The following is a 26,493-nucleotide window of genomic DNA, read 5'->3' on the forward strand; positions in this document are numbered from 1 at the left end:
TCGGTGCCACGATGGACGACAGTCGATATCCCGGCCTGCGAGGCCTGCCGTGCTGACCGAGACGATCATGATCGCCGTGGGTGTCCTGCTCACCGCAGGGACCGCGATCTTCGTGGCGAGCGAGTTCTCGCTCGTCACCCTGGACCCCGCCGTCGTGGGCAGCGACGACGAGGAGGGCGACAGTCCGCCGCCCGGCCGGAGGCGTCCCGATCGTCGGGACCGCATCGTCCGGGCCGGGCTCAAGCACCTGTCCACGGAGCTCAGCTCCGCGCAGGTGGGCATCACCGTCACCACGATCCTGCTCGGCTACACCGCGCAGCCGGCGCTGCTGAGCCTGTTCGGCGCCGGGCTGGCGGCCACCCCGCTCGGCACCGCCGCGTCCGCGGTGCTCGCCGGCGTGCTGGCCCTGGTGGTCGTCAACGCGTTCTCCATGCTCTTCGGTGAGCTGATCCCGAAGAACTTCGCGTTGTCGGCCCCGCACCCCACCGCCCGGGCGGTCGTGCCCCTGCAACGCGTCTTCACGATCGTGTGCGGCCCCCTCATCGCCGTGCTGAACGGGTCGGCGAACGCCATCCTGCGCCGGGTCGGCGTCGAGCCCCGCGAGGAGCTGTCCGGCGCCCGGTCGGCGACCGAGCTCCTCTCCCTCGTGCGTCGGTCCGCGCAGGAGGGCACGCTCGAGGAGGGCACGGCGGCGCTCCTGGCCAACACGCTCGAGCTCGACGCGCTCGTCGCCCGCGACGTGATGACCGACCGCACCCGGATGTCCGTCGTCCGGCGGGGCACGAGCGCCGCGGAGGTCGTCGCCCTGGCGCACCGGACGGGTCACTCCCGGTTCCCCGTCATCGGGGACGACCGCGACGACATCGTCGGCCTGGTGCACCTGCGCCGTGCTGTCGGTGTCCCCTTCGAGCGCCGCGACGAGGTGCCTGCGGGGGCCCTGATGGTGGACGCTCCGCGGGTGCCGGACACCGTCAGCCTCGGTCCGCTGCTCGTCGAGCTGCGCGGGCTCGGCCTGCAGATGGCCGTCGTCGTGGACGAGTACGGCGGCACGTCCGGCGTCGTGACCCTCGAGGACGTGGTCGAGGAGCTCGTCGGCGACGTCGCGGACGAGCACGACCGCCGTCGCGGGGGCGCGTCCCGGGCTGCCGACGGTTCCTGGGTCGTGCCCGGCGTCCTGCGCCCCGACGAGCTGGTCGAGACCACGGGCCTGCGGGTCCCCGAGGGCCCCGCCTACGAGACGCTCGGCGGGCTCGTCATGGCCAGTCTCGGCCGGCTGCCGGAGGTCGGCGACGACGTCGAGGTCGACGGCGTCCGCCTGCGTGTGGAGCTCGTCGACGGTCGGCGCGTGGAGCGCCTGCGCGTGCGGGAGGTGACGGCATGAGCACCGGCACCGCCCTGCTGGTCGGCCTGCTCCTGCTGGTCGGCAACGCCTTCTTCGTCGGCGCGGAGTTCGCCGTCCTGTCCGTGCGGCGCAGCACGATCGAGCCGCGCGCCGAGGCGGGCGAGAAGCGCGCCCAGATCGTGCTGTGGGCCATGGAGCACGTCTCGCTCATGCTCGCGTGCGCCCAGCTCGGGATCACCGTCTGCTCGACCGGGCTCGGCATCATCGCCGAGCCCGCGCTCGCGCACCTGCTCGAGGGGCCGTTCGCGGCCCTCGGCATCCCGGAGCAGCTCGTGCACCCGGTCGCGCTCGTCATCGCGCTGAGCATCGTCGTGTACCTGCACGTGGTGCTCGGCGAGATGGTGCCCAAGAACCTCGCCGTCAGCGGGCCGGAGACGGCAGCCCTCTGGTTCGCCCCGCCCCTGGTGCTGATCGCCCGCGTGCTGCGCCCGGTCATCGTGGCGCTCAACTGGGTGGCCAACCACGTGGTCCGTCTTCTCGGTGTCGAGCCGAAGGACGAGGTCGCCTCGGCGTTCACGGCGGAGGAGGTCCAGTCGATCGTGGAGCACTCCCGCGCCGAGGGCGTGCTCACCGACGAGCAGGGCCTCCTGTCGGGTGCGTTCGAGTTCTCGTCCCGCACCGCCGGCGACGTCATGGTCCCGCTCGACGCGCTGGTCACCGTCACGCCGGGGGCGACGCCGGACGACGTCGAGCACCTCGTCTCGCGCACGGGCTTCAGCCGGTTCCCGGTCGTCGACGTCCCCGTGGAGGGCGCCCCCGCGGCGTTGGTCGGCTACCTGCACCTCAAGGACGTGCTCTACGCGACGAACGGTGACCGGGACCGGCCCGTGCCCGCGTGGCGGGTCCGCGCGACGGCGCAGGTCGGCCCGGACGACGAGGTCGAGGACGCGCTGCGGGCGATGCAGCGCTCGGGGGCGCACCTCGCCCGCGTCGAGGACGGGTCGCGGACGGTCGGCGTGGTGTTCCTCGAGGACATCCTCGAGGAGCTCGTCGGCGAGGTCCGTGACGCGATGCAGCGTCTGCGGTGAGGGTGAACAGGTCTTGAACAACCCGGGACTTGGCCGTGGGCTACGTCACCGCTAGGGTGCGGTCACGGATCGACCGCGGGGGCGGCGGCGCTCGGCGTCGCAGGTCGCCGCGCAGGTCGGTCAGGAGATTTGACCGACAGTTCGAGCAGTTTCGAGCAGGTGCCGCGCGCTCGCGCGCGGCGAGAGGCACGGAGGTGGCGTGGACACGACGTCCCAGGGCGACGCTCCCGCTCCGCGTTCCCGGCGGGAGATCCGTGAGGCGGCCGAGGGCCGCTCCGGCCGACCCGCACGCCGTCGGTCCACCGGCACGGCGAAGAGCCGGGGTCGGGGCGCGCACGCCGCGCCGGCCGGGCACACCTGGGTCACGCGCGTGACGGTCCTCGGCTCGCTGGCGGCGGCCACCATCGCGGTGCCGCTGTCCGGCGCGGCGGACGCGGACGAGCGCTCGCCGTTCGACCTGGAGACGGCGCCCACGGGACCCTCCACCCTGGCCCTGCTGCAGTCGGGTGCGCAGACGCCGGGGACGGCGGCCGCCATCGCGGCGGCGCCCCGCGAGCGCAGCGTCGCGGCCGCGAGCCGGACCACCGAGCGTGACCCCCTGCCCGACTGCGACGCCGGCACCGAGGTCGTGGGCACCAACGGGCAGCTCACCGACCACTCCCTGTGCGACCTGTGGCAGAGCGGCGAGCAGCTGCGTCCCGACGCCGCCGTCTCCCTCAGCGCCCTCAACGAGGCGTTCCGCGCGCGGTTCGGCCGGGACCTCTGCCTCGTGGACAGCTACCGGTCGCTCTCCTCGCAGTACTCGGTCAAGGCGAGTCGCGGGTACCTCGCCGCGACGCCGGGCACGTCGATGCACGGCTGGGGTTTGGCGATCGACCTGTGCTCCAAGGAGACGGGCAGCGCCGAGGTCTACAAGTGGCTCTGGGACAACGCCCCGGCCTACGGCTGGGAGAACCCGCCGTGGGCCCAGCGCGGCGGGTCGGGCAAGTACGAGCCGTGGCACTGGGAGTACCGGGCCGGGGTCGAGGAAGTCTCCACCTGGCACTGAGCCGGGGGAGCGGCTACGGCGACTCGAGCCGCTGGTTCTCCCCGAAGTCGTCCCGGAACCGCGGCCCGGTGCGCGCGAGCTCCTGGGCGTGCTCGGCCGCCCACTCCCCGTAGGGCTCCACGGCGAGCGACTCGTTGGAGAACCGGCGCTCGTCGGTGATCTCGGTGACGCAGAAGTCGGGGATCTGCAACGCCGTCACCGGTCCGGAGCGTTCGCACTCGGCGACGACGAGCGGGCTGTTGGCACCGCCGAAGACGTCGACGGACCACCCGTCCGCCCCCAGCCACACCGCGTACCGGGTCTTGACGACGCGCGCGCCGCCCCGCCGGACCAGCTCGACGCCGACCAGGGGGTCGAGCTGCCGCTCCGCCTCGTAGCGGGTGCCGCCCGCCGACGGGCCCTTCACGGTGACGGCGGCGAAGTCGAACTGCTCCCGGTGGGCGTCGATGATCTCGGCCGGGTCGCTCTCGGCGTCGACACCGGCGTCGACGCCGCCGGCCTGCACCCGCACACGCAGCGCGTACCCGCCGTCGGACAGGAAGTACGACTGGACGATGAGCGACGGGGCGTCGCGCAGCACGTCCGGCAGCCGCCGGACGAGGAAGCGGCGCTCGAACTCGAAGTCGGAGTAGCTCGTGGACATGGTCCCGACACTACTGCGGCGGCACCTCGCGGCGCTCCGGGCCGACGTACTGCGACAGCGGGCGGATGAGGGAGTTGGCGGCCTGCTGCTCGGCCACGTGCGCCGTCCAGCCGGTGACGCGTGCCGCCACGAAGAGCGGCGTGAACGTCGGGGTGTCGAACCCCATGAGGTGGTAGGCCGGGCCGGCGGGGTAGTCGAGGTTCGGGTAGATGCCCTTGCGCTCGACGAACGCGGACTCCAGCGCCGCGTAGAGGTCTGCGAGGTCCGGGCGGTCGTAGTGCGCCACGAGGGCGTCCAGCGCGGCCTTCATCGAGGGCACCCGCGAGTCGCCGTGCCGGTAGACCCGGTGGCCGAACCCCATGACCTTGCGCTTGGCGGCCAACGCCTCGTCGAGCCACGCCTCGGCCCGGTCGGCGGTGCCGATCTCGGCGAAGGCGTGCATCACGGCCTCGTTCGCACCGCCGTGCAGCGGGCCCTTGAGCGCACCGATCGCGCCGGTGACCGCGGAGTACACGTCGGACAGCGTCGAGGCGATGACCCGCGCGGTGAACGTCGAGGCGTTGAAGGAGTGCTCGGCGTACAGCACGAGGGAGACGCGGAACGCGTCGACGACGGCGTCGTCCGGCACCTCGCCGAACGTCTGCCACAGGAAGTTGCGGGCGTAGTCGAGGTCGTCGCGCGGTGCGACGGGCTCCAGGCCGTGCCGTCGGCGCTGGCTGTACGCCACGATGCCGGGCAGCTGGGCGAAGAGGTAGACGGCTCGGCCCTGGTTGAGCTCGGGGTCGAGGACGCCGTCCGGGCGTCCCAGGGTGTCGTCCAGGCCGCCGAGCTGGCTGACCGCGGTGCGCAGCACGTCCATCGGGTGCGCCTCGAGCGGCACGTCGTCGATCGCTCGCCGGGTGCGGTCGTCCATCGGCCGCAGGGAGCGCTCGAGCCGCTCGAGCTCGGCGAGCTCCGCCCCGGTCGGCAGCTCGCCGTGCCACAGCAGGTGGGCCACGGCCTCGAACGGCTGGCTCGCCGCGAGGTCCTGGACCGGGTAGCCGCGGTACAGCAGGGAGTTGGTCTCGGGGTCGACCTTCGAGATCGCGGTGGTGTCCGCGACGACTCCGGCCAGGCCCTTGCGGACGTCGGGCTCGGTGCGGGGCTCGGTCATCGGTGCTCCTTCGCTCTCAACGACGTTCGGGGCGGTGGTGGCTGTGGTGCGTCTCCAGGGAGAAGTCGTACACGCCGGCGTCGAACGTGCTGTACGCCGGGTAGTCGAGGAGCTCGTAGAGCTCGGCGCGGGTCTGCATGTGCGGCACCTGCGCGGCGAGGGAGCCCTCGGTCCGCAGGTCGTCCAGCGCGCGGTCCGCGGCGCCCATCGCGAGGCGCAGCAGGGAGACGGGGTAGATCACCAGCGCGACCCCGGCGTCGCGCAGCCGGTCGGCGGTGAACAGCTCCGACTTGCCGAACTCCGTCATGTTCGCCAGGACCGGCACGTCGAGCGCGGCAGCCACGGCCGCGAACTCGTCGAGGTCCCGCAGCGCCTCGGGGAAGACGGCGTCGGCGCCGGCGTCGACGAGCGCGCGGGCCCGTTCGATCGCGACCTCGAGCCCGGCGCCGGCGCGGACGTCGGTGCGGGCCATGATCAGCAGGTTCTCGTCGCGGCGAGCCGTCACGGCCGCGCGGATGCGCTGCAGCGCCGTGGCGTCGTCGACCACCTGCTTGCCGTCCAGGTGGCCGCAGCGCTTGGGGTTGACCTGGTCCTCGATGTGCAGACCGGCGACGCCGGCGTCCTCCATCGTCTGGACGGTCCTGGCCACGTTCATGGCCTCGCCGAAGCCGGTGTCGGCGTCGACGAGCGTCGGCAGGTCGGTCATGCGGGCGATCTGACCGGCGCGGCCGGCGACCTCGCTCAGGGTGGTGAGCCCGACGTCGGGCAGGCCCAGGTCGGCCGCGACGACCGCGCCCGAGACGTAGACGCCGTCGAACCTCTTGGTCTCGATCAGCCGCGCCGAGAGCGGGTTGAACGCGCCGGGCAGCTGCAGCAGCTCCCCGGACCTCAGGCGCTCGCGGAACGCGGCACGCTTGGCCGCCGGGGTGAGCGTCGAGTACAGCATCAGAAGATCCCGGGGACGACGGCGGCACGGGCGGCCGGGTCGTCGGCCGGCGTCACGGTCAGCCCGGCGAGCTCGTCGGCGGTGAGCTCCGGCAGGCGCTGCGCGAGGTCGAGGAACCGCTCGGTCTCCTCCGGGGCGAGCACGCCGTCCGCCAGGGTGCGGAACTTCTGCACGTACTGGGCCCGGGCGAAGGGACGCGCGCCGAGCGGGTGGGCGTCGGCGACGGCGATCTCCTCGACCACGCGCTCGCCGTCGACCAGCTCGATCTCCACCCGTCCGCCGAACGACTTCTCGGCAGGGTCGGCCGAGTGGTAGCGGCGGGTCCACTCCGGGTCCTCCGCCGTGGTGACCTTGCGCCACAGCTCGATCGTGTCGGGCCGTCCGGCCCGCTCGGGCGCGTAGCTGTCGACGTGGTCCCAGTCACCGTCCTGCAGCGCGACGGTGAAGATGTAGGGGATCGAGTGGTCGAGCGTCTCGCGGCTGGCGGTCGGGTCGTACTTCTGCGGGTCGCCGGACCCGGAGCCGATGACGTAGTGGGTGTGGTGCGAGGTGTGCAGCACGACCGAGCGGACGGCCTGCGGCTCGCGCAGCTCGGGCCGCTCGCGGCCCAGACGGCGGGCGAGGTCGATCCACGCCTGCGCCTGGTACTCGGCGGAGTGCTCCTTGGTGTAGGTCTCGAGGATCGCGGTACGCGGCTCGCCGTGCTCCGGGAGCGGCACGGTGTAGCGGGCTTCGGGGCCGGAGAGCAGCCAGGCGATGACGCCGTCGGAGCCCTCGTAGATCGGGCTGGGGGAGGTCTGCCCCCGCATGGCCCGGTCGACGGCCTCGATCGCCATCTTGCCCGCGAAGGCCGGCGCGTGGGCCTTCCAGGTGGAGATCTCGCCCTTGCGGGACTGCCGCGTGGCGGTGGTGGTGTGCAGGGCCTGCCCGATCGCCTGATAGACCGTCTCGGTGGGCAGCCCCAGGAGGGTGCCGATCCCCGCCGCGGCGCTGGGGCCGAGGTGGGCGACGTGGTCGATCTTGTGCTCGTGCAGGCAGATGCCCTTGACGAGGTCGACCTGGATCTCGTACCCGGTGACGATCCCGCGCAGCAGGTCCGCGCCGTCGCGGCCCAGGTGCTGCGCGACGGCCAGGATCGGCGGGATGTTGTCGCCCGGGTGCGAGTAGTCCGCGGCCAGGAACGTGTCGTGGTAGTCGAGCTCGCGCACGGCGACGCCGTTGGCCCAGGCCGCCCACTCGGGGCTGGTGCGCTCGCGGCTGCCGACGATCGTGGCGCCTGCGCCGCCCCGCGAGACGGGGTGCGCCTCCGCCTGGGCGCGGGCGGCGAGGATCGGGGCGCGTCCCAGCGACGCGGTCGCGACGGCGGCGTTGTCGATGACACGGTTGATCACCATGTCGGTCACGGCGTCGGTGGGGTCGCTCTGCTCGGTGGCGACCTCCGCGATCTTCCAGGCGAGCTGGTCGGTGCGGGCCAGCGGCTCGTCCGCCCCGTAGGTGCGCACGGTGTGGTCGATCATGGGTCCTCCGGGTCGCGGGGAGCTGTGGTCGCGCGGACCGCCGGGTCGTGCGGAGCCACGCGTCGTCGTCGTCGACTGCTGCTTGGAACCTAACGTGCGGGTGCGACGGCGTCCAAGCGGCCGGTCCGGCGCCTCGCCCTGAGTCTCGCCCTGAGTCTCGCCACCGGGACGACGAAGGCCCGCACCGCGATCTCTCGCGCTACGGGCCTTCCGCGGTGCGCCTGGAGGGACTCGAACCCCCGACCTTCTGCTCCGGAGGCAGACGCTCTATCCACTGAGCTACAGGCGCGGGTGCCGGACGGCTCGCACGGGGCGACCCTTCGGCACGGTGACCGAGACTATCACCGTGGGTGTGCAGGTCGGAAACAGGGTCGCGAGACGCTGGCAGGTCGCCGTGGGCGGGCCGATAGAATCCCCCGGTGACACCCGACGAGCTCTCGCAAGCACTCAGCACCGCCCTCGCCTCGGCCGTGGCCGACGGCGCCCTCGCGCTCCCCGCCGACGCGGTCCCGGCGTCGGTGCACGTGGAGCGACCCCGCCAGCGCGAGCACGGCGACTGGGCGACCAACGTGGCGCTGCAGCTCGCGAAGAAGGCGGGTACCTCGCCGCGGGCGCTCGCCGAGGAGCTCGCGTCCCGGCTGGGTGCGACGCCGGGCGTCCGGGCCGTGGAGGTCGCCGGTCCGGGGTTCCTCAACATCACGCTCGACGCGGCGGCGGCCGGTGAGCTCGCGCGCACGGTCGTCGAGGCCGGCGGCGCCTACGGCCGCGGCGACTCCGAGGCCGGCAAGCGGGTCAACCTGGAGTTCGTCTCCGCGAACCCGACCGGGCCCATCCACATCGGCGGCGTGCGCTGGGCGGCCGTCGGCGACTCGCTGGCCCGGGTGCTCGAGGCGAGCGGCGCCGAGGTGGCACGCGAGTACTACTTCAACGACCACGGCGCGCAGATCGACCGCTTCGCACGCTCGCTGCTCGCGCGTGCGCGGGGCGAGGCGGCGCCCGAGGACGGCTACGGCGGCCAGTACATCTCCGAGATCGCGGACGCGGTGATCGCCGACGCCGTGGCCGCCGGCGAGCCCGACCCGCGCGAGCTGCCCGACGCCGAGGCCCAGGAGGTCTTCCGGGCCCGTGGCGTCGACCGGATGTTCGGGGAGATCAAGGCCTCGCTGCACGACTTCGGCGTCGACTTCGACGTGTACTTCCACGAGGACTCGCTGCACGAGTCCGGCGCGGTGGACCGTGCGGTCGCCCGGCTGCGGGACGCCGGCCGGATGTTCGACAAGGACGGCGCGACGTGGTTGCGCACCACCGAGTTCGGGGACGACAAGGACCGCGTGGTCCTCAAGTCCGACGGCGAGGCCGCCTACATCGCCGGTGACATCGCCTACTACCTCGACAAGCGCGAGCGGGGGTTCGACGAGGTCATCATCATGCTCGGCGCGGACCACCACGGGTACGTCGGGCGCATGATGGCGGTCTGCGCGGCGTTCGGCGACACGCCGGGCACGAACCTCCAGCTCCTCATCGGCCAGATGGTCAACCTGGTGAAGGACGGCCAGCCGGTCCGGATGTCGAAGCGGGCCGGGACCGTCGTCACGCTCGAGGACCTGGTCGACGCCGTCGGGGTGGACGCCGCCCGCTACTCGCTCGCCCGGTCGTCGGTCGACTCCACCATCGACCTCGACCTGGACCTGCTCACGCGGGCCACGAACGAGAACCCCGTCTACTACGTGCAGTACGCGCACTCGCGGACGTGCGCGGTGGACCGCAACGCGGCCGACCGCGACGTGTCCCGCGCGGACGGGTTCGACCCGGCGCTCCTCGACCACGCCACCGAGGCGGCGCTGCTCGGCCGGCTCACGGAGTTCCCGCGGATCGTGGCGCAGGCCGCCGAGCTCCGCGAGCCCCACCGGGTCGCGCGCTACCTCGAGGCGCTCGCCGGTGATTACCACACGTGGTACCAGCAGAAGGACCGCCGCGTCCTGCCCTACCCGGACGAGCCGGTCGAGGACCTGCACCGCACGCGTCTGTGGCTCAACGACGCGGTGCGTCAGGTGCTGGCCAACGGCCTCGGCCTGCTCGGCGTGACCGCGCCGGAGCGGATGTGAGCGCCGCGCCGGAGGCCGGCCGGTCCGCCGTCCTCCCGGTGGGCGGTCCGGGCGCGGCGGGCGCACCGTGGTCGTCGGGCGTCCGACGGCGCGCGGACGGCGAGGTCGAGGTCGCCGGCGTCCCGGTGAGCGAGCTGGCGGCCGCGCACGGCACCCCGGCCTACGTGCTGGACGAGGCCGACTTCCGCGCCCGGGCGCGGGCCTACCGGACGGCGTTCGAGTCCGCCTTCGCGGAGGTGGGTGCCGGCGTCGACGTCTACTACGCCGGCAAGGCGCTCCTCACGGTCGCCGTCGCGCGCTGGGCCACGCAGGAGGGGCTGCGCGTCGACACCGCCTCGGGCGGTGAGCTCGCGGTCGCGCTGCGGGCCGGCGTCCCGGGCGCTGCGATCGGGCTGCACGGCAACAACAAGTCCGACGCCGAGATCCTCGCCGCGCTCGACGCCGGCGTGGGTCGGCTCATCGTCGACTCGCTCGTGGAGATCGAACGCGTGGCGGACCTGGCGGCGTCGCGCGGGGTGGTCGCCCCGGTCATGGTGCGCGTCACCACGGGCGTCCATGCCGGCGGTCACGAGTACATCTCGACGGCCCACGAGGACCAGAAGTTCGGGCTGTCGGTGAACGCCGGGCCGGACGGCGGCACCTCGCCGGCGCTCGCGGCCCTCGAGGCGGTCGTGGCGCGGCCCGAGCTGGACCTGCTGGGCATCCACTCGCACATCGGCTCGCAGATCCTCGAGCCGTCGGGCTTCGAGGCGGCGGCGCGCGTGGTGCTGCAGCTGCGCGCCGACCTGGCGACCCGCACCGGGGTGCTCGTCGAGGAGGTCGACCTGGGCGGGGGGTACGGCATCGCCTACCTGCCGGGTGAGGAGCCGCTCGAGCCGGCACCGGTGGCCGTCTCGGTGGCGCAGGCCGTCGCGTCCGTCGCCCGCGAGCTCGGCACGCCCCTGCCGCGGTTCTCGATCGAGCCGGGGCGTGCGGTGGTCGGGCCGGCCGGGCTGACCCTCTACACGGTCGGGACGGTCAAGCCCGTCACGGTCTCGGCCCCGGCCGAGGACCCCGGGGCCGGCGCGACCTTCACCCGCCTGTACGTCTCCGTGGACGGCGGCATGAGCGACAACATCCGCCCGGCGCTCTACGGCGCGGACTACCACGCGGAGGTCGTGGGCCGGGCGTCCGCCGCCGGGACGGTGCTGGCCCGCGTGGTCGGCAAGCACTGCGAGAGCGGGGACGTCGTCGTGCACGAGGTCATGCTGCCTGCCGACGTGCGGGCCGGCGACCTGCTCGCGGTCCCGGCGACCGGCGCCTACGGCCGGTCGATGGCCTCGAACTACAACGGGCTGACGCGCCCACCCGTGGTGGCCGTGGCGGACGGCGCGTCCCGCGTCCTCGTCCGCCGGGAGACGCTCGAGGACCTCCTCGGGCTCGACCTCGGCTGACGAACGGGCCGACGGCCCGACCCGCGGCCCGGACGACGGCCCCACCATGCGGGACGGTGGGCCGCCGTCCGCCGGGCGTGGCTATCCTGAGCCACGTCCTCCCGATCTCGACCAAGGTGGTTTCGTGCCTGCTGCAGCTGACCTGCCCCCCGCGCCCGCGTCGTCGGGTGCCGCGCGGCCCGAGGTACGACCCCTGCGGGTCGCCCTGCTCGGGTGCGGCGTGGTGGGGACCGAGGTGGCGCGCGGGCTGCTCGAGAACTCCGCCGAGCTCGCCGCGCGGGCCGGCGCCCCGCTGGAGGTCGTCGGTATCGCGGTCCGCGACGCCTCGCGGCCGCGCGAGGGGATCCCGGCCGGGCTGCTCACCGAGGACGCCGAGGGCCTGGTGGCCCAGGCCGACGTCGTGGTCGAGCTGATGGGTGGCATCGAGCCGGCCCGCACCCTCATCCTGAGCGCCCTCGCCCGCGGCGCCAGCGTGGTCACCGCGAACAAGCAGCTCCTCGCCGAGCAGGGACCGGTCCTGTTCGAGGCGGCGGACGACGCCCGGGCCGACCTGTCCTTCGAGGCGGCGGTCGCCGGCGCGATCCCGATCGTGCGGCCGGTGCGCGAGTCGCTCGCCGGGGACCAGGTCCAGCGCGTCCTGGGCATCGTCAACGGCACCACGAACTACGTCCTGGACGAGATGACCAGCCAGGGCCTCGACCTCGAGGACGTCGTCAAGCGGGCCCAGGAGCTCGGGTACGCGGAAGCCGACCCGACGGCCGACGTCGACGGGTTCGACGCCGCGGCGAAGGCGGCCATCCTCGCCTCCCTGGCGTTCCACACGCGCGTCTCGATCCACCAGGTCGCCCGGGAAGGCATCCGGGGCATCACGCGCGACGACGTCGACTGGGCGCGCCGGACCGGCTACGTGCTCAAGCTGCTCGCCATCGCGGAGCGGACGTCGGAGGGTGTGGCGGCTCGCGTGCACCCCGCCCTCGTGCCGACGGACCACCCGCTGGCAGCCGTCCGCGGCGCGTTCAACGCCGTCTTCGTGGAGGCCGAGTCCGCCGGTCCGCTGATGTTCTACGGGCAGGGTGCCGGTGGCCGGCCCACGTCGTCGGCCGTGCTCGGCGATCTGGTCTCTGCCGCCCGGGACCGGTTGGTGGGCGGCAAGGGGCCGCGCGAGTCGGCCTACGCCTCCCTGCCGGTGCTGTCGGCCGACGCCGCCGTGACGCGGTACCAGGTCCGTCTCGAGGTGGCCGACCGGACCGGTGTGCTCGCCCAGGTCGCCGGGGTCCTCGCCGACCACGGCGTCTCCATCGACACGGTGCGCCAGAGCGAGGCGCTGACCGCGTCCTTCGAGGCGGAGCCCGCCTCCGAGCCGGCCGCGGAGGTCGAGCCCGAGGAGACCGAACCGGTCGCGCGTCTGGTCATCACCACCCACGCCGCCCGCGAGGCGTCGCTGGCCGCGACCGTCGCAGCCCTGGACGGGCTCGAGCCCGTCCGCCAGATCACGTCCGTCCTGCGAGTCGAGGGAGTCTGAGAATGCCGGCACACCAGTGGCGCGGTGTCATCACCGAGTACGCCGACCGCCTGCCGGCCCACGTCGCCGCGAGCATCGTCACCCTGGGGGAGGGCGGCACCCCGCTCGTCGAGGCCCCTGCGCTCTCGGAGCGCACGGGTGCCGAGGTGTACGTCAAGGTCGAGGGCATGAACCCGACGGGCTCCTTCAAGGACCGCGGCATGACGACGGCGATGTCGGCCGCGGCCGGGCGCGGCGCGAAGGTCGTCGTGTGCGCCTCGACGGGCAACACCTCGGCGTCCGCGGCCGCGTACGCGACCCGGGCGGGCATGACCTGCGCCGTCCTCGTCCCCGAGGGCAAGATCGCCATGGGCAAGCTGAGCCAGGCCGTCGCCCACGGTGCCCGGCTGCTCCAGGTGGACGGCAACTTCGACGACTGCCTCGTGGTCGCCCGCAAGCTCGCCGAGGCCTACCCGGTCGAGCTGGTGAACTCCGTGAACCCCGACCGCATCGAGGGGCAGAAGACGGGGGCCTTCGAGGTGGTCGACGCCCTCGGTGACGCCCCGGACATCCACGCGTTGCCCGTGGGCAACGCCGGCAACATCACGGCCTACTGGAAGGGCTACCGCGAGTACGCGGGCATCCCCACCAGCGAGGAGGGCCCCGGGGCGGCACCGCAGGCCGTCGCCACCCGGACCCCGGCGATGTGGGGGTTCCAGGCGGCGGGCGCGGCACCCATCGTCAAGGGTCATCCCGTCGACCCCGAGACGATCGCCACGGCGATCCGGATCGGCAACCCGGCCTCCTGGGCGCAGGCGGAGGCCGCGCGCGACGACTCCGGCGGTGTCATCGAGGCCGTGTCGGACGAGGCGATCCTCGCGGCGCACCGGGTGCTCTCGGCCGACGTGGGCGTCTTCGTGGAGCCGGCGTCGGCGGCCGGCGTGGCCGGGGTGCTCTCGCGCGCCGAGCGCGGACTGGTCCCGGCCGGTGCCCGTGTCGTGATCACGGTGACGGGGCACGGGCTGAAGGACCCGCAGTGGGCGCTGCGGACGCTCGACGGCGGCGAGGTCACGCCGACCCGCGTGTCGGCCGACGTCGTGTCCGTCGCGGACGCGCTCGGGCTGGAGTGACATGAGGCTCGGAGCCGACCACGTCCTGGTCCGCGTCCCCGCCACGAGCGCGAACCTGGGGCCCGGCTTCGACGCGATGGGCCTCGCCCTGGGGCTGTACGACGAGATCGAGGTCCAGCTCGTCGCGAGCGACGAGGTCCGCGTCGACGTCGCGGGGGAGGGCGCCGGCGAGGTGCCCGGCGGTGCCGACCACCTCGTGGTCCGGGCGCTGCAGCACACCCTCGAGCTCGCCGGAGCCCCGTTGACCGGGGTGCACCTGCGGTGCACGAACCGGATCCCGCACGGTCGCGGCCTGGGATCGTCCGCGGCGGCCGTCGTCTCGGGGATCGTGGCGGCACGCGGACTGCTCGCCGACCCGCAGGCGCTCGACGCCCGGACGATGCTCGGCGTCGCGACGGAGTTCGAGGGTCACCCGGACAACGCCGCCCCGGCGCTGCGCGGCGGCGCCACGCTGGCGTGGTCCGGTGCGGACGGGCCCCGTGCCGTGGACCTGGAGGTCGACCCGCGGATCCGGGCGACCGTGCTCGTCCCGGACGTCCGGCTCGCCACCAGCCGTGCGCGGGGCGTGCTCCCCGGGCACGTGCCGCACGCCGACGCGGCATTCACGGCCGGCCGTGCCGCGCTGCTGGTCGAGGCGCTCGCGCGGCGTCCGGAGCTGCTGCTCGACGCGACCGAGGACCGGCTGCACCAGGAGTACCGGGCCGGGGTCATGGCGGGCACGGCGGAGCTCGTCCGCTCGCTGCGCGCCGCCGGGCTGGCGGCGACCGTCTCGGGAGCGGGACCCACGGTGCTGGTGCTCACCACCGCCGACGCCGGACCGGAGCTCGAGTCGGCGCTGCGCGACCTGCTGGGCGATCCGCGCGGCGGTGCCGGCTGGCACGTCGGGCACCCGGCGATCGACACGTCCGGCACGACGTGTCGGAGCCTGCCGCATGAGTGATAGCATGAAGCAAGCCTTCAGGTTCGACCACGACGGCACCCACCCCACCCTGCGCCGCGCTCACGCGCGCATCGTCGCAGTCCGGGAGTGTCAGGGCGCGGCGGCAGCCACATCGCTACCGACGTCCCGTGCAGAAGGCCGACAGCAACCCCGTCAGCCGACGTCGTCGTACCACTGACGTGAGGTTCCGCGTCCAGGCGCCCCCCTGCGCCCGGACGCCCACCACCCCGGTCCGTGCGGATGAAACCGCCGGACCGCATACGAGGGGGAAGGGTCCTTCGTGACGAACACCACCGACAACCTGAGCTCGATGAAGCTTGCCGAGCTCCAGGCGCTGGCGTCCCAGATGGGCGTCAAGGGCACGAGCCGCATGCGCAAGGGCGACCTCGCCGAGACCATCCGCGCGAAGCGTGGTGGCGCGTCGGGCTCGCAGCCCACCACCGAGAAGCGTCCCGCCCAGCAGGGCGGCCCCGCCGTGGCCGAGGCCCCGGCCGTCGAGCAGGCCTCGTCCGCCGCTCCGGTCGCGGCGGCGTCCACCGGGACGCCGACGGTGCGCACCGATGCCCAGGCCGAGTCCGGCCAGCGCCGCCGGCGCGCCACGCGCCCGACCGGCTCCTCGGCCGACACCGGCACCGACCGGTCCGGCGGCAGCGCGTCCGGCGAGAGCGGCGCGGACCGCGAGGCGCGCCTCGCCGAGCTGGCCGACGCCGTGGCCGCACCCCGGGAGCGCGGGCAGCGCCAGCGGGGCGAGCGGCAGCCCAACCAGGGCGCCGGTCAGGGCGGCCAGAGCAACCAGGCCGCCACCAAGGGCTCCGACCAGGGTGCCGACGCCGACGACCGCGGCCAGCAGGACCGCCAGCGTCCCGGCGACCCGCAGGACCGGAACGGCTCGCGCCGCCGGCGGGGTCGCGACCGCGGCCGGGACCGCAAGCGCAACCGCGGCGGCCAGGGTGGCGGTCGGGGCGGCAACGCCCCCGACCTCGGCCCCGAAGAGGTCGAGGTCCGCGACGACGACGTCCTGATCCCCGTCGCGGGCATCCTCGACATCCTCGACAACTACGCGTTCGTGCGTACGAGCGGCTACCTGCCCGGCCCGAAGGACGTCTACGTCTCGCTCAACCAGGTCCGCAAGTCGGGCCTGCGCCGCGGTGACGCCGTCGTCGGCGCGATCCGTCAGCCGCGCGAGGGCGAGGAGCCGCCCAGCGGCGGCACCCAGACCGGCAAGAACGTGCGCAGCAAGTTCGCGGCGCTCGTGCGGCTCGACTCCGTCAACGGCATGACGCCGGACGAGGCGCGCCAGCGGCCCGAGTTCACCAAGCTCACGCCGCTGTACCCGCAGGACCGGCTCCGCCTGGAGAACCCCGAGGCGACCCGGCTCACGCCGCGCGTCATCGACATCGTCGCCCCGATCGGCAAGGGCCAGCGTGGTCTCATCGTGTCGCCGCCCAAGGCCGGCAAGACGATCATCATGCAGCAGATCGCCAACGCGATCACCGCGAACAACCCCGAGGTCCACCTCATGGTGGTGCTCGTGGACGAGCGGCCCGAAGAGGTCACCGACATGGAGCGGACGGTCAAGGGCGAGGTCATCGCCTCGACGTTCGACCGCCCCGCCTCGGACCACACGATCGTCGCCGAGCTGGCCATCGAGCGCGCCAAGCGTCTCGTCGAGCTGGGTCAGGACGTCGTCGTGCTGCTCGACTCCATCACCCGCCTGTCGCGCGCCTACAACCTGGCCGCGCCGGCGTCGGGCCGCATCCTCTCCGGTGGTGTGGACGCCGCGGCGCTCTACCCGCCGAAGAAGTTCTTCGGCGCCGCCCGGAACATCGAGGAGGGCGGCTCGCTGACCATCCTCGGCTCCGCGCTGGTCGAGACCGGCTCGAAGATGGACGAGGTGATCTTCGAGGAGTTCAAGGGCACCGGCAACATGGAGCTGCGCCTGTCCCGCAACCTCGCGGACAAGCGGATCTTCCCGGCGGTGGACGTCAACGGGTCCGGCACGCGCCGCGAGGAGATCCTGCTGTCGAAGGACGAGCTCGGGATCGTCTACAAGCTGCGGCGCGTCATGGGTGCGCTGGACCAGCAGCAGGCGATCGAGCTCCTGCTCGGTCAGCTCCGCAAGACCAAGACCAACGTCGAGTTCCTCCTGCACGTGCAGAAGACGACGCCGGCGGGTCTGTCGCACGACGACCCCGGCGAGACCGTCTGACGTCGCTCGACGTCATCACAGCGGGGAATACTCCAGGCGCGCACGCGTTCTGGCACAATGGTTCGTCGGCCGACCGGTTCACGGCTCGCTGTCCTGCGAGGCGACCCGGCGGCATCACACCAAGGAGCATCATGAAGTCCGGAATCCACCCCGAGTACGTCGTCACCGAGGTGACCTGTACCTGCGGCAACACGTTCACCACGCGCAGCACCGAGAAGTCCGGCAAGATCGCCGCCGACGTCTGCAGCGCCTGCCACCCGTTCTACACGGGCAAGCAGAAGATCCTGGACACCGGTGGCCGCGTCGCCCGGTTCCAGGCCCGCTACGGCAAGAAGTAGCCACCCCGCAGCGCCGGTGGTCCGCCCGACAACCTCTCCAGGGGCAGTCGGACGTCGGACCACCGGCGCTGTCGTGTCTCCGCACCGTGGGTACGGGACCGCTCGTGCCCATGACGAGAGAGAAGAGATGACGTGACGGAAGACTTCGCGGTGGCGGAGCCGCTCCTCGCCGAGCACGCCGAGATCGAGCGTGCGCTGGCGGACCCGGCGGTGCACGCCGACGCCGGGCGCGCCCGGACGCTCGGGCGGCGGTACGCCGAGCTCAACCGCGTCGTCGGCGCCTACCGGGGGTGGCAGACCGCACGGGACGACGCCGAGGCGGCCGCCGAGCTGGCCCGCGACGACGCGTCGTTCGCGGCCGAGCTGCCGGTCCTGCGATCGGCCCTGGACCGTGCGGCCGAGCACCTGCGGCGCGTGCTCGTCCCGCGCGACCCGGACGACGGCCGCGACGTCATCCTCGAGATCAAGGCGGGGGAGGGCGGCGACGAGTCCGCGCTCTTCGCCGGTGACCTGCTGCGGATGTACCTGCGGTACGCCGAGCGCCACGGCTGGAGCACGCAGGTCCTGGAGGCCACGGACACCGAGCTCGGCGGGTACAAGGACGTCCAGGTCGCGATCAAGTCGAAGGGCACGCCGCAGGACCCCGGTGACGGCGTCTGGGCCCACCTCAAGTACGAGGGTGGTGTGCACCGGGTGCAGCGCGTGCCCGTCACGGAGTCGCAGGGCCGCATCCACACGTCGGCCGCGGGCGTGCTCGTCTTCCCGGAGGTCGACGACCCCGGCGAGGTCGAGATCGACACGAACGACCTGCGCATCGACGTGTACCGGTCCTCCGGCCCGGGTGGTCAGTCCGTCAACACGACCGACTCCGCCGTGCGCATCACCCACCTGCCGACCGGCATCGTCGTGTCGATGCAGAACGAGAAGTCGCAGCTGCAGAACAAGGAACAGGCGATGCGTGTGCTCCGGGCGCGCCTGCTCGCCGCGCAGCAGGAGGAGGCGGCCGCCGCGGCGGCGGACATCCGCCGGTCCCAGATCCGGACCGTGGACCGGTCGGAGCGGATCCGCACCTACAACTTCCCGGAGAACCGCATCGCGGACCACCGCACGGGCTACAAGGCGTACAACCTCGACCACGTGCTGGCGGGGGATCTCGACCCGGTGGTGCAGTCGGCGATCGACGCCGACGAGGCGGCCCGGCTGGCCGCGGCCGGCGATGCCTGACCCGCGGGTGCCGGAGCTGCGCACGGCCACACTGCTCCGTACGGCGACGGGGACGCTCGCCGCGGCCGCCGTACCGTCGCCGCGGGTGGACGCCGAGGTCCTGCTCGCGCACGTGCTCGGCGTCGACCGGGGCGAGGTGCGGCGCCGGGCGCTGCTGGACGCCCCCGTCGCGGTCGTCGCGCCCGACGGCGGCACTCCGGACGCCGTCGCCGTCGCCGCACGCTTCGACCGTCTCGTGGCGCGCCGCGCCCGCCGGGAGCCGCTGCAGCACCTCACCGGGCTCGCCCCGTTCCGTCACCTCGAGCTGGCGGTGGGGCCGGGGGTGTTCGTGCCCCGTCCGGAGACGGAGGAGGTCGCCCAGGTGGCGATCGACGCGGCCGCCCGCACCGTCGCCGACCGCGGCAGCGCCGTCGTCGTCGACCTGTGCACCGGGTCGGGCGCGATCGCGCTGGCCGTCGCGACGGAGGTGCCGGGAGCGGTGGTCCACGCCGTCGAGCTGGACGCCGCCGCCCACGGGTGGGCCGCACGCAACGTCGAGGCGACGTCGGAGCAGCGGGGTGCCGCCGTCGTGCACCTGGTGCGCGGCGACGCCCGCACGGCCCTGACCGAGCTCGACGGGACCGTCGACGTCGTGGTCTCCAACCCGCCGTACGTGCCGCCGGGCGCGGTACCGCACGACCCGGAGGTCGCGGACCACGACCCGGCCGTCGCCCTCTACGGGCTGGGCACGGACGGCCTCGAGGTCCCGCGCGGGGTGACGGCCGCGGCCGCCCGGCTGCTGCGGCCCGGCGGGCTCTACGTCATGGAGCACGCCGAGGTCCAGGCCGAGCAGGCCCGCGCGACGGCGGCCGGCGCGGGGCTCGTCGACGCGACCACCCGTGCCGACCTCACCGGCCGGCCCCGGATGGTCGTCGCCCGGCAGGCGTCCGGGACCGTGCCGGGCCGTGCGCCGGGCGCCCCGCGAACCGTGACAGACTGGGACGTGTGAGCAGCGTGCACGACGTCACCGACGCGAACACCTGGGGACCCGGCATCGACGAGGCGGTCAACGCGATCTCCCGCGGTGGCCTGGTGGTCCTCCCCACCGACACCGTCTACGGCATCGGGGCCGACGCCTTCGACGCCGACGCGGTCGCCGCGCTCCTGGCGGCGAAGGGCCGGGGGCGCCAGATGCCGCCACCGGTCCTCGTGCCGGACGCGCGCACCCTCGACGGGCTGGCGACCGAGGTGCCCGACGCCGCGCGCGCCCTCGTCGAGGCGTTCTGGCCCGGCGGCTTCACCATCATCCTGCGCGCCCAGCCGTCGCTCCAGTGGGACCTGGGCGAGACGAACGGCACCGTGGCGCTGCGCATGCCGGACCACGAGGCCGCGCTCGCGCTGCTGCGCCGGACCGGGCCGCTCGCGGTCTCCAGCGCCAACCGCACCGGTCGTCCCGCGGCGCTCGAGGCCGCCGACGCCCTCGAGCAGCTCGGCGACGCCGTCACGTGCTACCTCGACGGCGGGACCGCGCCCGGCGGCGTGGCCTCGACCATCGTCGACGCGACCGGCGAGCACCTGCGCGTCGTGCGCGACGGCGCCGTGTCCCTGGAGCAGCTCCGTGCGGTCGCGCCCGTGCTGGGCGCGGGCGAGGAGCCCGGCGGGAACCCGGGCGAGGAGCAGGGCGAGGTGCCGGCCGGGTGAGGGCGTACCTCCTGGTCATGCTCATCGCCGCGGCGGTGACGTACCTGGCCACCCCCGGTGCCCGGTGGGTCGCCAACAGGACGAACGCGATCTCCGCCGTCCGGGCCCGGGACGTCCACGTGCTGCCGACGCCGCGCCTCGGCGGCCTGGCGATGCTGCTGGGGATCGTCGTCGCCGTGCTCCTCGCCGGCCAGATGCCGTTCCTCGACGGGGTGGCCGAGGAGCCGCAGGTGCTCGGCATCGTCGGGGGCGCGGTCATCGTCTGCCTGCTCGGATGGGCCGACGACGTCTGGGACCTCGACTGGATGACCAAGCTGGCCGGCCAAGTCCTCGCGGCCGGCTTCATGGCGTTCAACCAGGTCCAGCTCACGTCGCTGCCCACCCCCGGCGGGCTCACGATCCCGTCGGCCAGGCTGTCGTTGTTCGTGACCGTGCTCGTCGTCGTCGTGGCGATGAACGCCGTGAACTTCGTCGACGGGCTCGACGGGCTGGCGGCGGGCATCGTGGCGATCGGTGGTTCGGCGTTCTTCCTGTACACCTACTCGCTCACCACGCAGGCGAGCCCGACGGACTTCTCGAGCCTCGCGGCCATGATGACGGCCGTGCTGGTGGGCGTGTGCCTCGGCTTCCTGCCGCACAACTTCTATCCGTCGCACATCTTCATGGGCGACTCCGGGTCGATGGTGCTGGGCCTGGTGTTCGCCGGTGCCGCGATCTCGGTGACCGGGCGGATCGACCCGACGATCACCGACGCGCTGTCCGGCGCCCAGCGTGCGCCGCTGTTCATCCCGCTGCTGCTGCCGCTCGCCGTGGTGATGCTGCCGCTGCTCGACATGACGATGGCCGTGGTCCGGCGGCTGGCCGCGGGCAAGTCGCCCATGGCCCCGGACCGGATGCACCTGCACCACCGGATGCTGGCGCTCGGGCACTCGCACCGCCGCGCCGTGCTGATCCTCTACGTCTGGACGGCGGTGTTCGCGTTCGGCGCGTCGGCGTTCGTCCGGTGGCGCTGGCAGGTGGTCCTCGTCTGGCTGCTCGTCGCGGTCGTCGTCGCCCTCCTGCTGACGCTCGGCCCGCTGCGCACGCGGGGCCGCTTCCTGGACGACGACGTCGCCTCGGGCGCGCTGCCCACCGCCCGGGTCGCGGCCGCGCAGGCGGCGCAGACCGCTCAGGTCGCCCGGGGCGCAGGACCACCTCCCACCGTGACACCGCAGCCGAAGGAGTCGGACCATGACCGCACAGCCACCCGTCCCGGACAACCCTGACGAGACCGCGGACCAGCAGCCCGCCACGTCGGGGCGCTCGTTCGACGAGGTCCAGGCCGGCGAGCGGGCCATGCTGCGCCGCGCCATGCGGTCCACGCTGCTCCTCGTCGGCGCGCTGGTGGTCCTCGGCTGCGCCGTGGGAGCGCTCGTCGCCGGACTGCCTGGTGTCTGGGGCGCTCTCGTGGGCGCCGGCCTCGCCGCGTTGTTCTGCGGCACGACCGTCTGGTCGATGCAGCGCACGGTGGGCAAGCCCCCGACGGTGATGGCGGGTGTGGTCATGGGTGCGTGGCTGGCGAAGATCGTGGTGCTGGTCGTCGTCCTGGCCGTGCTGCGGGGTGCCGACTTCTACGACCCGTACGTGCTCTTCGTCGTGCTGGCGATCGGGGCGATCGGTTCCGCGCTGCTCGACTACCAGGCGGTCAAGGGCGCTCGCATCCCCTACGTCCAGCCCTGAGCGCCGCGTCGTCGCCCGTGTCGGGACGGCGCGCCGGTCGAAGAAAGTGCCGTCGTTCACAAGGCGCAGGATTCCAGCCTCGGTCGGCCGTGGAGAGTGTCGGAGCACGGCCGAGCATCCGGTAGGCTGTACCCGAATCCATGACGGCCAGGTCCGACGGCGTGCCCACTCCGTGGGGTATGCGCCGAGAAGACCATCGACCTCCGGGAGTCCTCCTGTTTACGTCAGCGACCCCCACGCTGCTCGCCGCCACCGAAGGTGAGGGCGGCTTCCACGTGCCGTCCATCGACGAGTTCTTCCCCCCGGCGATCCTGTTCGAGGACACGATCTTCCAGATCGACCGGATCTGGATCATCCGCGTCGTCGCGATGATCTTCCTGCTCACGGTCTTCGTCGTGGCCGCTCGCCGGGCCAAGCTCGTGCCCGGTCGCTTCCAGGGCGCGATCGAGATGATCCTCGACTTCGTCCGGGTCCAGATCGCGGAGGAGATCCTCGGCAAGGTGAACGCACGGCGCTTCGTGCCGATGCTGACGACCATCTTCCTGGCGATCCTCGTCTTCAACCTCACGGGTGTGATCCCGTTCCTCAACATGGCCGGCACCGCCCGGATCGGCCTGCCGCTGGTGCTCGCCCTGTGGGTCTTCGTGACCTACTGGTGGGTGGGCATCCGGCAGCACGGGCTGGGCGGCTACCTGAAGAACAACCTGTTCCCGCCGGGGATCCCGTGGCCGATCTACCTGATCGTCACGCCGATCGAGGCGCTGCAGATCCTCGTGGTCCGCCCGCTCTCGCTCGCGCTGCGACTCGCGGCCAACATGATCGCCGGGCACATCATGCTCGTGCTGTGCTTCGCCGCGACGCAGTTCTTCCTGCTCGAGGCGGCCCCGGCTCTCAAGGGGATCGGTGCGCTGACGCTCGTCGGCGGGTTCGCCATCACCCTGTTCGAACTTCTGGTCGCGGGGCTGCAGGCGTACATCTTCGCCCTGCTCGCCGCGGTCTACATCTCCCTGTCGCTGGAGGAGGAGCACTGACCCTCCGGTCGGCTCCCTGACTCGACAACGCCCACCACACCAAGACGCAAGTCAGCGACGTCGGACCGCCGGTCCGACGCCCAACGGAAGGAAACCCAGTGGACGTCACCACCCTCGCCGAGGTCACCGGTAACCTCAACGCTGTCGGCTACGGCCTCGCCGCCGTCGGCCCCGGCATCGGTCTCGGTATCCTCATCGGCAAGACCATCGAGGGCATGGCCCGCCAGCCCGAGGTCGCCGGCCAGCTGCGCGCCACCATGTTCCTCGGTGTCGCGTTCGTCGAGCTCCTCGCGCTCCTCGGTCTCGTCGCCGGCTTCCTCTTCCCGGCCGCGTGATGGCGGCGGCGCACATCGCCGCCCCGATCATCGTGGCGGCGGAGGACACGGCAGCGGAGGGGATCGACCTCTTCCTGCCTGCCTGGTACGACATCATCTGGTCGTCGGTCGTCATGATCGTCATCGCCGTCGTCTTCTACAAGTACGTGCTGCCTCGGTTCCAGGCTGTCCTGGACGAGCGCACGGCGAAGATCGAGGGAGGCCTCGCGAAGGCCGAGAAGGCGCAGGAGGAGGCCGCGGCAGCGCTGGCGGAGTACCACCAGCAGCTGGCCGAGGCCCGCGCCGAGGCGTCGAGGACCCGCGAGGAGGCACGTGCCGAGGGCACGGCCATCGTCGCGGAGCTGAAGACGAAGGCCAACGAGGAGGCGTCGCGCATCGTCGAGACCGCGCACCGTCAGATCGAGGCCGAGCGCCAGTCCGCGGCGGTCTCGCTGCGGGCCGAGGTGGGCACGCTGGCCACCGAGCTGGCGTCGAAGATCGTCGGCGAGTCCCTCGAGGACTCCGCCCGCCAGTCGCGCGTGGTCGACCGGTTCCTCGACGAGCTCGAGGCCGACCAGTCGGCGACGACGAGCGTCAAGGAGGTCTGATGCGAGGGACGAGCGGAGCATCGCTGGCAGCGGCCCAGGAGCGGTTCGAGCCGGTGCTGCGGTCTGCGGCCGGCGAGTCGGTCACGCTCGGCGAGCAGCTGTTCGCCGTCGTGACCGCTCTCGACGGGTCCGCTGCGCTGCGCCGCTCGCTCGGGGACCCGTCGCGGAACGGCGAGGACAAGGCACGTGTCGTGTCGGCCGTGCTGGCCGGCGGGTTCGACGAGCGCGTGGTCGACCTCGTGTCGGGTCTCGCCCGGTCGCGCTGGTCGCACGACGCCGACCTGGTCGACGCCGTCGAGCGCCTCGGCGTCGACGCGCTGCTGGCCGGGGCCGAGTCGCGGGGTGCGCTGGAGACGGTGGAGGACGAGCTCTTCCACCTGACGCGTGCGCTGGTCGGTCAGCGTGACGCCCGGCAGATCCTGTCGGACGAGACGACCGACCCGGCCCGCCGCACGGCACTGGTCGACGCGCTGGTCGAGGGCAAGGTCGACGAGGTCACGCTGGCGCTGGTGCGTCGCGCCACCACGACGCTGCGGGGTCGCCGGTTCGTGCCGACCCTCACCTGGTACGGGGACGTGGCGGCCGAACGTCGCCGGCGCCTCGTCGCTACCGTGACGAGCGGCTCGGTGCTGACCGTGGCACAGGAGCAGCGTCTCGGCGAGATCCTCGAGCGCGCCTACGGCCGCCCCGTGCAGCTCAACGTGACGGTCGACCCGGCCGTCGTCGGCGGGCTGCGAATCCAGGTCGGCGCAGACGTCGTCGACTCCACCGTGCTGTCCCGCCTGGCTGACGCCCGTCGCCGGCTGGCCGGCTGATCCATTCGACGCCCAGCCGGCCACCGGTCGGCGCAGATGAACGTTCGGTCGCAGACGCGGCCACGACAGGAGAAGAGCAATGGCTGAGCTGACGATCAGGCCGGAGGAGATCCGCGCCGCTCTGGACAGCTTCGTGAAGTCCTACGAGCCCGAGGGCGCGGTGACCGAGGAGGTCGGTCGCGTCACCTTCGCCGCCGACGGTATCGCCAACGTCGAGGGCCTTCCCGGCGCCATGGCCAACGAGCTGCTCCGTTTCGAGGACGGCACGCTGGGCCTCGCGCTGAACCTGGACGTCCGCGAGATCGGTGTCGTCGTCCTCGGCGAGTTCACCGGCATCGAGGAGGGCCAGGAGGTCCGCCGCACCGGCGAGGTGCTCTCGGTCCCGGTGGGCGAGGGCTACCTGGGTCGCGTCGTCGACCCGCTGGGCAACCCGATCGACGGCCTCGGCGAGGTCGAGACCGACGGACGTCGCGCCCTGGAGCTCCAGGCGCCCGGCGTCATGCAGCGCAAGTCGGTGCACGAGCCGCTGCAGACCGGCATCAAGGCGATCGACTCGATGATCCCCGTGGGCCGCGGCCAGCGACAGCTGATCATCGGTGACCGCCAGACCGGCAAGACGGCGATCGCGGTCGACACCATCATCAACCAGAAGGCCAACTGGGAGTCCGGCGACCCGACGAAGCAGGTTCGCTGCATCTACGTCGCCATCGGTCAGAAGGGCTCGACGATCGCCTCGGTGCGTGGCGCGCTCGAGGAGGCCGGCGCCCTCGAGTACACGACGATCGTGGCCGCGCCGGCGTCCGACCCGGCCGGCTTCAAGTACCTCGCCCCCTACACGGGCTCGGCCATCGGCCAGCACTGGATGTACGACGGCAAGCACGTCCTGATCATCTTCGACGACCTGTCGAAGCAGGCCGACGCCTACCGTGCCGTCTCGCTGCTCCTGCGTCGTCCGCCGGGCCGTGAGGCGTACCCCGGTGACGTCTTCTACCTGCACTCCCGCCTGCTGGAGCGTTGCGCGAAGCTCTCGGACGAGCTCGGTGCCGGCTCGATGACGGGCCTGCCGATCATCGAGACCAAGGCGAACGACGTGTCCGCCTTCATCCCGACCAACGTCATCTCCATCACCGACGGGCAGATCTTCCTGCAGTCGGACCTCTTCAACGCCGACCAGCGCCCGGCGGTCGACGTCGGTATCTCCGTCTCCCGAGTCGGTGGTGACGCGCAGGTCAAGGCCATGAAGAAGGTCTCCGGCACGCTGAAGCTCGAGCTCGCCCAGTACCGCTCGCTCGAGGCGTTCGCCATGTTCGCCTCCGACCTCGACGCGGCCTCGCGCGGCCAGCTCGCCCGTGGTGCGGTGCTGATGGAGCTGCTCAAGCAGCCGCAGTACACGCCGTACCCCGTCGAGGAGCAGGTCGCGTCCATCTGGGCCGGCACCAAGGGCAAGCTCGACGACGTCCCGGTGCCGGACGTCAAGCGGTTCGAGTCCGAGCTGCTCGACCACCTGCGGCGCAACACCGACGTCTTCGGCACGATCGAGAAGACCGGCAAGCTCGAGCAGGACACCGAGGACGCGCTCGCCGCGGCTGTCGACGACTTCCGCAACGGGTTCCTCAAGGGTGATGGCAGCCCGCTCGTCGGTGGCGACACCGCGGCGGAGCAGTCCGACGTCGAGCAGGAGCAGCTCGTCGTGCAGAAGAAGGCCTGAT

Annotated in this window: 24 protein-coding genes and 1 tRNA gene; 20 read left to right on the plus strand and 5 right to left on the minus strand. The window is 73.0% G+C overall.

What is annotated here, in order from left to right; genetic code table 11:
• Window positions 1-49: 49 nt before the first annotated feature.
• From MWU57_RS03760 to MWU57_RS18320, 3 genes are all read left to right on the plus strand, one after another.
• Window positions 50-1,381 carry a hemolysin family protein gene (locus tag MWU57_RS03760; RefSeq protein WP_246907336.1) on the plus strand — a complete coding sequence of 444 codons (1,332 nt, stop codon included), beginning with the start codon at window positions 50-52 and terminating at the stop codon, window positions 1,379-1,381.
• Entirely contained in the window at window positions 1,378-2,430 is a 1,053-nt protein-coding gene (locus tag MWU57_RS03765; RefSeq protein ID WP_106268941.1) for a hemolysin family protein, read from the plus strand. The genes MWU57_RS03760 and MWU57_RS03765 overlap by 4 nt, the downstream gene beginning before the upstream one ends.
• A gap of 199 nt (window positions 2,431-2,629) precedes the next feature.
• Window positions 2,630-3,478 (plus strand): D-alanyl-D-alanine carboxypeptidase family protein, encoded by an 849-nt coding sequence (locus MWU57_RS18320; protein WP_246907337.1) that lies wholly within the window; start codon window positions 2,630-2,632, stop codon window positions 3,476-3,478.
• 13 nt (window positions 3,479-3,491) lie between these two features.
• Here the strand turns inward: MWU57_RS18320 and MWU57_RS03775 are convergent, their stop codons facing one another.
• The 5 genes from MWU57_RS03775 to MWU57_RS03795 form a co-directional block, all read right to left on the minus strand.
• Complete coding sequence (locus tag MWU57_RS03775; protein WP_246907338.1) at window positions 3,492-4,121, minus strand: CYTH domain-containing protein; 630 nt, start codon at window positions 4,119-4,121, stop codon at window positions 3,492-3,494.
• 10 nt (window positions 4,122-4,131) lie between these two features.
• Window positions 4,132-5,274, minus strand: coding sequence for a bifunctional 2-methylcitrate synthase/citrate synthase (locus MWU57_RS03780; RefSeq protein WP_106268935.1), 1,143 nt, complete (start codon window positions 5,272-5,274; stop codon window positions 4,132-4,134).
• 16 nt (window positions 5,275-5,290) lie between these two features.
• Complete coding sequence (gene prpB / locus MWU57_RS03785) at window positions 5,291-6,220, minus strand: methylisocitrate lyase (protein ID WP_246907339.1); 930 nt, start codon at window positions 6,218-6,220, stop codon at window positions 5,291-5,293.
• Window positions 6,220-7,737, minus strand: coding sequence for an MmgE/PrpD family protein (locus tag MWU57_RS03790; protein WP_246907340.1), 1,518 nt, complete (start codon window positions 7,735-7,737; stop codon window positions 6,220-6,222). The genes prpB and MWU57_RS03790 overlap by 1 nt, the downstream gene beginning before the upstream one ends.
• A gap of 216 nt (window positions 7,738-7,953) precedes the next feature.
• Window positions 7,954-8,026 (minus strand) — tRNA-Arg (locus MWU57_RS03795).
• Between the two features lie 130 nt (window positions 8,027-8,156).
• Here MWU57_RS03795 and argS point away from each other — a divergent pair.
• From argS to atpA, 17 genes are all read left to right on the plus strand, one after another.
• On the plus strand, window positions 8,157-9,842 hold the full coding sequence (gene argS, locus MWU57_RS03800) for an arginine--tRNA ligase (protein ID WP_246907342.1): 1,686 nt from the start codon (window positions 8,157-8,159) through the stop codon (window positions 9,840-9,842).
• A 38-nt stretch (window positions 9,843-9,880) separates the two neighbouring features.
• Window positions 9,881-11,275 carry a diaminopimelate decarboxylase gene (gene lysA / locus MWU57_RS03805; protein ID WP_246907470.1) on the plus strand — a complete coding sequence of 465 codons (1,395 nt, stop codon included), beginning with the start codon at window positions 9,881-9,883 and terminating at the stop codon, window positions 11,273-11,275.
• A 142-nt stretch (window positions 11,276-11,417) separates the two neighbouring features.
• A complete protein-coding gene (locus MWU57_RS03810) occupies window positions 11,418-12,797 on the plus strand; it encodes a homoserine dehydrogenase (protein ID WP_246907472.1) in 1,380 nt (459 codons plus the stop codon).
• Window positions 12,798-12,799: 2 nt separating this feature from the next.
• The gene (gene thrC, locus MWU57_RS03815; RefSeq protein WP_246907344.1) at window positions 12,800-13,906 is read left to right on the plus strand and encodes a threonine synthase; all 1,107 of its coding nucleotides are present in this window, start codon (window positions 12,800-12,802) and stop codon (window positions 13,904-13,906) included.
• Between the two features lies 1 nt (window position 13,907).
• Window positions 13,908-14,846 carry a homoserine kinase gene (gene thrB / locus MWU57_RS03820; RefSeq protein WP_106268923.1) on the plus strand — a complete coding sequence of 313 codons (939 nt, stop codon included), beginning with the start codon at window positions 13,908-13,910 and terminating at the stop codon, window positions 14,844-14,846.
• A gap of 280 nt (window positions 14,847-15,126) precedes the next feature.
• The gene (gene rho / locus MWU57_RS03825) at window positions 15,127-17,055 is read left to right on the plus strand and encodes a transcription termination factor Rho (protein ID WP_308221133.1); all 1,929 of its coding nucleotides are present in this window, start codon (window positions 15,127-15,129) and stop codon (window positions 17,053-17,055) included.
• Window positions 17,056-17,186: 131 nt separating this feature from the next.
• Window positions 17,187-17,393 (plus strand): 50S ribosomal protein L31, encoded by a 207-nt coding sequence (gene rpmE, locus MWU57_RS03830; RefSeq protein ID WP_106268919.1) that lies wholly within the window; start codon window positions 17,187-17,189, stop codon window positions 17,391-17,393.
• A gap of 132 nt (window positions 17,394-17,525) precedes the next feature.
• Window positions 17,526-18,617 (plus strand): peptide chain release factor 1, encoded by a 1,092-nt coding sequence (gene prfA, locus MWU57_RS03835; RefSeq protein WP_246907346.1) that lies wholly within the window; start codon window positions 17,526-17,528, stop codon window positions 18,615-18,617.
• Entirely contained in the window at window positions 18,610-19,605 is a 996-nt protein-coding gene (prmC, locus tag MWU57_RS03840; RefSeq protein ID WP_246907348.1) for a peptide chain release factor N(5)-glutamine methyltransferase, read from the plus strand. The genes prfA and prmC overlap by 8 nt, the downstream gene beginning before the upstream one ends.
• Window positions 19,606-19,610: 5 nt before the next feature.
• Window positions 19,611-20,297: an L-threonylcarbamoyladenylate synthase gene (locus MWU57_RS03845; RefSeq protein ID WP_246907477.1), complete on the plus strand. Its 687-nt coding sequence runs from the start codon at window positions 19,611-19,613 to the stop codon at window positions 20,295-20,297.
• Entirely contained in the window at window positions 20,294-21,562 is a 1,269-nt protein-coding gene (locus MWU57_RS03850; RefSeq protein WP_246907349.1) for a glycosyltransferase family 4 protein, read from the plus strand. Before MWU57_RS03845 ends, MWU57_RS03850 begins: the two co-directional genes overlap by 4 nt.
• Entirely contained in the window at window positions 21,528-22,016 is a 489-nt protein-coding gene (locus tag MWU57_RS03855; RefSeq protein ID WP_246907350.1) for a hypothetical protein, read from the plus strand. The genes MWU57_RS03850 and MWU57_RS03855 overlap by 35 nt, the downstream gene beginning before the upstream one ends.
• Window positions 22,017-22,195: 179 nt before the next feature.
• A complete protein-coding gene (gene atpB, locus MWU57_RS03860) occupies window positions 22,196-23,047 on the plus strand; it encodes a F0F1 ATP synthase subunit A (protein WP_106268909.1) in 852 nt (283 codons plus the stop codon).
• A gap of 98 nt (window positions 23,048-23,145) precedes the next feature.
• Window positions 23,146-23,382: an ATP synthase F0 subunit C gene (locus MWU57_RS03865; protein WP_098464265.1), complete on the plus strand. Its 237-nt coding sequence runs from the start codon at window positions 23,146-23,148 to the stop codon at window positions 23,380-23,382.
• Window positions 23,382-23,969, plus strand: a complete 588-nt coding sequence (locus MWU57_RS03870; protein WP_246907351.1) for a F0F1 ATP synthase subunit B — start codon at window positions 23,382-23,384, stop codon at window positions 23,967-23,969. Before MWU57_RS03865 ends, MWU57_RS03870 begins: the two co-directional genes overlap by 1 nt.
• On the plus strand, window positions 23,969-24,784 hold the full coding sequence (locus tag MWU57_RS03875; RefSeq protein WP_106268905.1) for a F0F1 ATP synthase subunit delta: 816 nt from the start codon (window positions 23,969-23,971) through the stop codon (window positions 24,782-24,784). The genes MWU57_RS03870 and MWU57_RS03875 overlap by 1 nt, the downstream gene beginning before the upstream one ends.
• Window positions 24,785-24,863: 79 nt before the next feature.
• Window positions 24,864-26,492, plus strand: coding sequence for a F0F1 ATP synthase subunit alpha (atpA, locus tag MWU57_RS03880; protein WP_106268903.1), 1,629 nt, complete (start codon window positions 24,864-24,866; stop codon window positions 26,490-26,492).
• Window position 26,493: the final 1 nt, after the last annotated feature.

The organism is Isoptericola sp. S6320L (assembly GCF_023015685.1).
GTDB lineage: Bacteria > Actinomycetota > Actinomycetes > Actinomycetales > Cellulomonadaceae > Isoptericola > Isoptericola halotolerans_A.

What these genes read in the sequence shown, in the direction of transcription:
- rpmE (WP_106268919.1), top strand. Translation starts at nt 17,187, where the DNA reads ATGAAGTCCGGAATCCACCCCGAGTACGTCGTCACCGAGGTGACCTGT.
- atpB (WP_106268909.1), top strand. Translation starts at nt 22,196, where the DNA reads ATGCGCCGAGAAGACCATCGACCTCCGGGAGTCCTCCTGTTTACGTCA.
- prpB (WP_246907339.1), bottom strand. Translation starts at nt 6,220, where the DNA reads ATGCTGTACTCGACGCTCACCCCGGCGGCCAAGCGTGCCGCGTTCCGC.
- MWU57_RS03875 (WP_106268905.1), top strand. Translation starts at nt 23,969, where the DNA reads ATGCGAGGGACGAGCGGAGCATCGCTGGCAGCGGCCCAGGAGCGGTTC.
- thrB (WP_106268923.1), top strand. Translation starts at nt 13,908, where the DNA reads ATGAGGCTCGGAGCCGACCACGTCCTGGTCCGCGTCCCCGCCACGAGC.
- MWU57_RS03780 (WP_106268935.1), bottom strand. Translation starts at nt 5,274, where the DNA reads ATGACCGAGCCCCGCACCGAGCCCGACGTCCGCAAGGGCCTGGCCGGA.
- MWU57_RS03855 (WP_246907350.1), top strand. Translation starts at nt 21,528, where the DNA reads ATGACCGCACAGCCACCCGTCCCGGACAACCCTGACGAGACCGCGGAC.
- MWU57_RS03765 (WP_106268941.1), top strand. Translation starts at nt 1,378, where the DNA reads ATGAGCACCGGCACCGCCCTGCTGGTCGGCCTGCTCCTGCTGGTCGGC.
- MWU57_RS03775 (WP_246907338.1), bottom strand. Translation starts at nt 4,121, where the DNA reads ATGTCCACGAGCTACTCCGACTTCGAGTTCGAGCGCCGCTTCCTCGTC.
- MWU57_RS03870 (WP_246907351.1), top strand. Translation starts at nt 23,382, where the DNA reads ATGGCGGCGGCGCACATCGCCGCCCCGATCATCGTGGCGGCGGAGGAC.
- prmC (WP_246907348.1), top strand. Translation starts at nt 18,610, where the DNA reads ATGCCTGACCCGCGGGTGCCGGAGCTGCGCACGGCCACACTGCTCCGT.
- thrC (WP_246907344.1), top strand. Translation starts at nt 12,800, where the DNA reads ATGCCGGCACACCAGTGGCGCGGTGTCATCACCGAGTACGCCGACCGC.
- atpA (WP_106268903.1), top strand. Translation starts at nt 24,864, where the DNA reads ATGGCTGAGCTGACGATCAGGCCGGAGGAGATCCGCGCCGCTCTGGAC.
- MWU57_RS03790 (WP_246907340.1), bottom strand. Translation starts at nt 7,737, where the DNA reads ATGATCGACCACACCGTGCGCACCTACGGGGCGGACGAGCCGCTGGCC.